A 7854-nucleotide genomic window follows, 5' to 3' on the forward strand; every position below is an offset into this window, starting at 1 on the left:
ACACAAAGCCGTATTGACTTACCCAACGTAGTCACTCGCTATGGCTCACCATATACCGGAGACTCAGACTAGACAACTAGGCTTTTACAAGCCCCCACTTCAAAACGTGTTAACGTTTAAGTGGTGGGTAGTTGACATAAGTGATTTGCAGTATCTAGGACGGCTTTATATATATTTTTGGTTTTTTGAGAATCCCACAGCTGAAGCAGTGGGATTCTAACCTCCCACCCCGTTAGACATAACGCTTCACAGCGGTCAATCTGTGCTGTCAGGTTTTCCTACGTCATTTGAACTTTCGGTTCAAAAAGGATGTACCTCTTACTGCTCGGTACCCATTAGGCTATCATCGACTGCCCATCGACGAAAATTCTCAGCCCTTCAGCCAAGATATTATTTGCAGCATTTACGTCTCTGTCATGAATTGTATTGCATTCTGAACATGTCCATTCTCGGACTCCTAAGTTCTTTACCTCTGGATTCTTATGCCCACAACATGAACATAATTGAGAAGAAGCAAAATTGGAGCCTACGACGACAAGTGTTTTACCATACCACTTACACTTATATTCCAACATACGTCGAAACTCAAACCAAGAGACCTCAGATAGTGCTTTTGCCAATTTCCCATTCTTCAACATATTCTTCACACGAAGATCTTCTATGCATATCACTTGGTTTTCGTGAACAAGCGAAGAAGTTATCTTGTGCAGGAAATCTGTACGAGCATTGACTATTTTCTCATGAATTTTCGCTACCTTTTTGCGTTGTTTATTCCAATTGGAGCTGTTGTATTTCCGTCTTGATAGAACCCGTTGTGCTTTTATGAGTTTGTCTTCTAGTTTCCGAAGCCACTTTGGATTTTCAATTTTTGTTCCATCGGAAAATGTAGCAAAATCTTTTAATCCCACATCTATACCCACTTGAAAGAGTGAAGGTTGTACAAATTCAATTTCTTGCTCGGTTAGAAGCGAAACAAAATATTTTCCTGTTGCATTCATACTGACTGTAGCAGACAATATTTTTCCCTTCACTTGTTGTGCGGGAACCAATTCAACGAGCCCTAACTTTGGGATTTTCATAAAACGGTCTTGTTCCATCCGAATAGTTGGACCAATTTTACTATAGTTACATTTGGACGTATAGGAATGTACCTCATTTTTCTTACTTTTAAACTTAGGTTTTCTCTTTTTCTCTTTTTCTTTTGGTAGTATTGTTTAAAGGATTCCCCTAAATCTTGTAGAGAATTTTGCAAAGCAGTAGAATCTGCTTCTTTTAACCAATCCAATTGTTTTTTCAATTCTGTTAATTCTTTTTGTTCCTTCTCTGCGTTAAAAAAATCCCATTCCCATCGGTTTTCAGGAAGTTGTCCGTTTTGAACCATTTCCTCAGTTATATACGAATAAGCATCTTGTTTCTTTTGAGCACCTAAAGCCAGGTTCCAAATATAACGGCAACATCCTAATGTTTTATGTATTGACATTCTCTGCTCTTTAGTTGGATAGATTCTAAACTTATATCCCTTGTGAATTTTCATTTCCCCACCTCCAGTACATACGTTCTGTATCTATTATACAAAAAAGGAAATATTTGAAAAGTAATTATGACAGACAACATAAAAAAATCAAACAATTGACGTACCTAAAGGTACGTCTTGTTTGATCTCACTTTCAGCCCACACCTGAAGGAGTGGGCTTTCCCGTTCGGAAAATCTGTAACAAAGAAAACTCGCCGACTGGCGAGCCCTGCTCTTGGACGAAGACAGCGGCGTAGTTGCCCTTATATTTTCTTAAAGTGTAAGAAAAGCCCTCTTCATAGCTTATAGAAAACCATAAAATCAAGAAATAAAATTGCCTGGATATTTTAGAGGAAATTCCACCAATCAAATGTAGGGTCAATACAGTGTCTCTAGGATATTCTATTATGTCTGGGACAGATTCCTAGGGATATAGTATATATTTCTGTCATCATGATTTAGCCGCTTGCTTATCATTAGCTTTGGAGCCCGAAGTAGAGAACCCATATTTTTTAGCAACATTGCGGATATCTTTAGACAATTGTTTCGCCTCTTTTTTTGTTATCTTTACCTTCATACCTTCACCTTCTCAGTAGGAGTTTATATATATCTATTATGGACAGGCTGTATTAAAAATAAACATGTATACCAACCCCTCCCCTTTCATAGGATGTACAAGAGACAGAGCGAAAGTGTCGCTGCTATATTTTTGAAAAATTTGGAGGGGAAGAGCAAATGTTGGAAAGAGTGAGGAAGGTTCGTTCAGATAAAAAACGAGAAGTAAAACCTACAATTACTATGAGTTTGTATGAATGTATAGATCGGCTTTCTTATATGACTACAAATCCTATTAAGGATGTGGCTGAAGAGATATGTGTACTGGGCTTGCAATCAGAGAAGACTATAGATTTGCTGGCCGGTTATTTTAGAAGAGACTATTGGATTCAAGAACGGAAGCTTATTCGGGGGGACGTAAGCAGAGCGCCCTATACATTTAAAGATGGGGATAGTCAAAAGAGAAGAATCTCAATTCGATTTTCCCAATCAATTCATGATAAATTGAGTGAATTAGCCTATGCATTAGATATGACTGTATCAAGCACTACCGCACTCTTATTGAAAACAGCTATTTATGAATCTACCATTTTTGTGGATTATGTTCTAAAACATCTAGATGATGAGACTACAGAAGCTAGAATGAATCAGTTACAGTACATTGTCGATTTCATTAATGAGAGTAATAAGGAGGAGCCTATCGATATACGTATGTTAGTAAGCTATATCTTAGATAAAGCGTCTACAAAGACAAGGGACTTCAAGAGAACCTTTGTACAATTTATTGAACAATATATTGAGAAATAGAAATTGACAACCCCCACTTCCCTACTGACTTTAGAGCTTAATCTGGGAAGGGGCTTTTTATTTTCACAAAAAAATACATAGAATGCATGACTATACTTCATGGCTGTGAAAAATATGAGAGTTGTAAAATATAAGTCATCTTTAGCGGCATTTTCCTTTTTTTTGTTTTAGTTCTTTTTTACGTGTTCCACACGGTCCCCTTTACTGGCAGCTTCTAGTCCTTCAAGATAGGCTTTCGGATGCTCTTCCTTCGCTTTGCGCACAAACTTATTTTTGTTGGCATTTGCTTTGATATGAGTCGAGTCTGCCCCTACCATGCCGTGTGCAGAGGCTTGTTGAACAATTTCATCAAAGATTTCTTCAAAAATATTCGTATGAACGAAGCGTGTCCGACGATTCCAGCTAATCGTTGTATGATCAGGAACACGATCTGATAGAGAAAATCCTAAAAACCAGCGATAAGCGACATTGGTTTTGATTTCTTTTTCTAACTGGCGTTCGGAACGAATACCATAGAAATACCCAATAAAAATCATTTTGAACAGCGTAATCGGATGTAGGGACGGACGCCCATTGTCCTTACAATAATACGGACGCAGTTTTTCTTCTATGAAATCAAAGTCAATGGTTGCTTCTACTGTACGTAAAAAGTGATCCTCTGGAACTAATTCCTCTACCGACACCATAACTCGTTCCTCTCGATGGTTATTTAACGCTCCCATCATACAGCATCACTCCTTTTCTTCTTTTCTATCAGTGTTGACAGATAAAAGGGCTCTCAAACATAAAAATAGGCTGTGGAGAAGACTTTCTCCACAGCCTAAGGAAACATCTTATGAAATTAATTGATAATTTACAAGGCTTTCCCTGTCTTTATGAATAGGTGTACTCAATTTCTCTTCCTTGGTTACATGGAGACCTAGGAACCTCTGCCTATTTTCTTTGTATGTGTGCACAAGTATTAATGCACATGTGCTACACGAAGCACAAGGTGTCTACAAATAAAGGGGTTTAATTGATTTTGAGAGAATATATAACTATACAAATGTACTTTATTAAGCCCTAAGGTTTTAGACAGGGAACAAAATCATCTATTTACTTTAAGTGTTTTAGTGTGTAACATTTTATTATGCGCTATTTATGTAGATATGTCTTGGTCTACAAATGCACTGTTTTTAAAAATAAAACTAGGATTCTGCACATATATACATAGGTTGTGGTACACATGTTTACAAAGATTACCTAGAATGTATAGTAAATAACGAAAAGGGTGATTAGATGAAAACCGAGGAGATTATTAATTCGTGGCAAATAGCTGAATTTGCTGCGATGCTTGAAAGGCATCCTAATACGGTAACGCAATGGTTTAATGAGCTCGAAAAACGACGGATTCATTATAACTTAAGGGTTAATAATGAAAAGATATTTACAGAACACGATCTTGAAATTGGAAAACGAATCGTAGCTCTTAGAGAAGCAAAGTGGCCTTTGAACGGGATATATTCCTATATTGAGAGTAACTTTGATACAAGACCTTTTCCAGACGATTTCAATGATGGAGAAACTGGGATTGATGTGAATTCTGCTATAAGTAGAATGAGAGATGAATTTTCTAACCTTCTTAAGGAAGCTCAAGAATCAATACGTAAAGAAATTAAATATGAGTATGAGCAGCATATGAAGGAAACTCTAAGCCACATTACAGCTCAGATGCAACTAGAATTAAGGAAACAACTCCCGGAACCTAAACCTTCTGAACAAATACGGGCTGAGCGAATAGAGCGGACCATTGCTACAACAAGGATACGTGCCAAATTAGAGCAGGAAGCCCTAGAACTTTGGGAGCAAAAACCTGATTCTGAGCGTAAAATACGTACAGGCTTATTTAGCAAGAGTGAAGATGTGGTAAAGATGCAAAGATTTATTAACGACTATATAAATAAGTATTTGGAAGCTAGAATTGAAGAACATTTTAAGGGTTAGCAGCTGATCCCCCACTGCTAACCCTTATTTTATTTGTATCTCTTTTATCACTAGCGCTTCGAATTAGAGATTACTTGTAGACACCTAAGGAATCAGAAATTCAATAACAAGTATTATGTGGTATTGGGAAGGGCCTTTATTATCCTTCATAGCATAAACTGGAGAAGTGTTTTTGATGAGTTATGAATTTCAATAATTAGTGGTTATCTCCCCCTTTTTTCTATGGATTTAACAGAAATTAGTAAGGATATAATCTCTGACTAGGGGAATCCCTGCCTAACTTTTCTTCGGTCTGCACAATAATCAATACCCCATTTTACTTTTATAATTCAGGCATAAACGTGATTTGGATCTACTAAGCATCTTCAATTTTTATTCGATACAAGTGAAGAATACCTAAGTTTTACACCTCGACTTGTGCACATGTTGAGGTGTATTTAGTCACCACAAGGCACAAGTGAAACACATGAAAAACTAATTGTATTCAATACAGATACTGTAATTATAGATGATTAATGATCATGCAGATATTATGAGAGAGCACACTAAGATAGATGACCCCCTAATAATTCGTAATAATTCCTATCTATAAACATAGCCAACTTAGATTATTCTAGTTAGATAGAAATATCAGAGTGTACTTGTACTCGTGTACCTATGCATATATGTTAATGCACAGGTGGACAACGAACCACAAATTGACTACATTTTTTGGACTGTCTTTTATTGTCTAGAAGTTAGTTTGAAAGGCTGCGGATCTTGATGAAGTTCTGTTTTGTTGTTAACTAATAATACAGTATTATGCAGATAAAGTCTTTCTATGAAATGTTAAAACTGCATGGTTAGTGTGTTGTAAGACTTCACTTGTGTTGATGTACTTATGCATAAATCGTCATGAACATGTGTAAAACACACCACAAGGTGACTACAATTGTGGTGGAGTTATAAGGAATTATTTGGAGAGAAATTCCTAGAGAACTCTAATCTGTTTTTTATACAAAGAAATCCTCTTTCTATTCGGACTTTGGTGATACAGAACTAGATGAGTCGAAAACTAGGGATTCAAGGTGCGCGAATGCTTTTCTCTAGAGAAAGAGGGAATAGTTCGAAGGGCTGTATATCTTAATAGAATTCTATTTTGTTGTTAATTAAAAGTGTGGTACCGTAGTGGATTAAGTATTTCTGTAGAATGTTAGGTGGCATAGTGAACGCATTGTAAAACGTTACTTGTATTGATGCACTTATGCATAAATCGTTATGCACATGTGTAGTACATGCCACAAAGGGACCACATTTATAACGATATTATAAAGGGATGATTGAAGAGAAGTCTTTAATGTGTCTATTTTTACCCAAAAAGAATCCCTTTTATTTGGGATCTTACAGGTGATACGGGGCTATATAAACCCAAAACTAGAGATTTAAGGCTATCGTAGCTAGCTGGACCACCTGGAAGCTGGCAGAGCGTCTCTGCAAATGGGTCAGACTTGCACTGATGGAATTGGAGGCTGTTCGCGTAGGTACTGATTCTGCCCGTTATTCTTATGGTCGCTTACTTTACGCATAAAATCAGACGAAATGACAATACTTCTTCTGCAAGCTATGTACAATATGTACAAATAGGGGGAACAGGATTCTCTAACTTAGACCTACAAAAACTTGATTATTGAGATGGCCAGGAAACTCAGATGGATATTTTTAAATGTATCAAGAATATTGTACTTGCGGACATTCACGAGGTGCTTAATCAGGCAGAAGGTCCAATTAGCATGGCGGTATAATACCTGCGTGAACAGGGGGGACAGCTTGTAAGAGTTCAGAAAGTAGTAGCTGATCAGTTGTTTTTGGAGATGAAGTATAAGGTGCTTGTTGCAGAAGCAGATAACATCATTGAAAAGCGTGTCAGACAGGCAAACCTAGCTGTGGATCGAAACGAAGACAACGTTGCTAAGATAGCATTACAGAATAAAATTGTGCCGGAGCGCAAGTTTGCATCGTATAAGCAGCAGGAGACCATCCAGGCACAAGCTGCTAACCTGTATGAAAAAATAAAAAAGCTGAAGGGTAAGCATGAAGAGCTGAAGCTAAAGTAGCAGGAACTCATTGCAAGAGCGGATGCAGCAAAGGCTGTAAAGGCCATTCAAACAACGATCAACTCTTTTAGCACAGACGATACAATACGTGGCTTTGTCCGAATGGAAGAGTGCATCTGGACTTTAGAAGCAGAGGTAAAAGCGGGTCAAGCTTTTGCGGCTCACAGGCGGCCTAGGGTAAACACTATTTTGCAGCTTGAGGTAGAACTGCAATTGGAACGATTAAAAGCAGCGAAGGCTTAAATGATAGGCAGACAAGCTGTCTAAAGCGGATAGAATCTTTCTCAAGTACACCTTTCCCTTTTTTGAATATAGTTACAAAAATGAATACTCCCTAGTTGGAACATCGTGAAGAAGGCTAGGGAGAGCTTTTGGGGGACAGATTACATCTGTAATAAGGAACAAGAATATCTCTTATTGGCTGAGCAAGAGCAGTCCCCTAGTGTGCAATCCTGTGGGCACACGTCTTCGAAAGGAGATGCAAAACTTCTAGTTTTGTGCGTAACGATAACTTTCAGTAAGTTTTATGAACCAGGATTATAACTTAAGAATCTATCCTGTTTCGTGCCTGTGTCTTTGTAGGGTTGTCAGAGTAATTCACCAGTGTTTTGAAAGAAGTTGTATAGTTTCAGAAGGGGATACAGGCCCCATCCCAATAATTTGGTATATAAAGAAAACTCGCCGATTGGCGAGCCCTGCCCTTGGACGAAGACAGAGGCGTAGTTGCACTTACACTGTATTCCTAAAATTTCCGGCTGCGTCGAATTCACTTCTAGCTGGAAATTTATACTTTCCTACAGTGTAAAAAAGCCTAGAATAATCTAGGCTAGTGGTGCTTAAATTCCTGTTAAATAGACTAGGTTTTGCAAAGCGTATAATCTAATTCTCTTTGCATTCTTAGGG

At 37.7% G+C, this 7854-nt stretch carries 5 protein-coding genes and 2 pseudogenes; 4 read left to right on the forward strand and 3 right to left on the reverse strand.

The features are described from left to right. Positions 1-335: 335 nt before the first annotated feature. Positions 336-1534 (reverse strand): annotated as a pseudogene (gene tnpB / locus EP737_RS24005) (IS200/IS605 family element RNA-guided endonuclease TnpB). Between the two features lie 430 nt (positions 1535-1964). Beyond that, complete coding sequence (locus tag EP737_RS26675; RefSeq protein WP_281278928.1) at positions 1965-2090, reverse strand: hypothetical protein; 126 nt, start codon at positions 2088-2090, stop codon at positions 1965-1967. Between the two features lie 158 nt (positions 2091-2248). Between EP737_RS26675 and EP737_RS24010 the strand changes: the two genes are divergently transcribed. Continuing rightward, positions 2249-2875 carry a hypothetical protein gene (locus tag EP737_RS24010; protein WP_129731769.1) on the forward strand — a complete coding sequence of 209 codons (627 nt, stop codon included), beginning with the start codon at positions 2249-2251 and terminating at the stop codon, positions 2873-2875. A gap of 173 nt (positions 2876-3048) precedes the next feature. Here the strand turns inward: EP737_RS24010 and EP737_RS24015 are convergent. Further along, a pseudogene (locus EP737_RS24015) lies at positions 3049-3600 on the reverse strand (transposase); the annotation flags it as partial. Between the two features lie 553 nt (positions 3601-4153). On the opposite strand from EP737_RS24015, the gene EP737_RS24020 reads away from it, so the two are divergent. From EP737_RS24020 to EP737_RS25840, 3 genes are all read left to right on the forward strand, one after another. After that, positions 4154-4858, forward strand: a complete 705-nt coding sequence (locus EP737_RS24020) for a hypothetical protein (RefSeq protein WP_129731771.1) — start codon at positions 4154-4156, stop codon at positions 4856-4858. A gap of 1850 nt (positions 4859-6708) precedes the next feature. Next, entirely contained in the window at positions 6709-6951 is a 243-nt protein-coding gene (locus EP737_RS24025) for a PspA/IM30 family protein (RefSeq protein WP_165350910.1), read from the forward strand. 102 nt (positions 6952-7053) lie between these two features. Further along, positions 7054-7194, forward strand: coding sequence for a hypothetical protein (locus EP737_RS25840; RefSeq protein WP_165350911.1), 141 nt, complete (start codon positions 7054-7056; stop codon positions 7192-7194). Positions 7195-7854: the final 660 nt, after the last annotated feature.

The organism is Ectobacillus funiculus (genome assembly GCF_004138295.1).
Classification (GTDB): Bacteria; Bacillota; Bacilli; order Bacillales; family Bacillaceae_G; genus Ectobacillus; species Ectobacillus funiculus.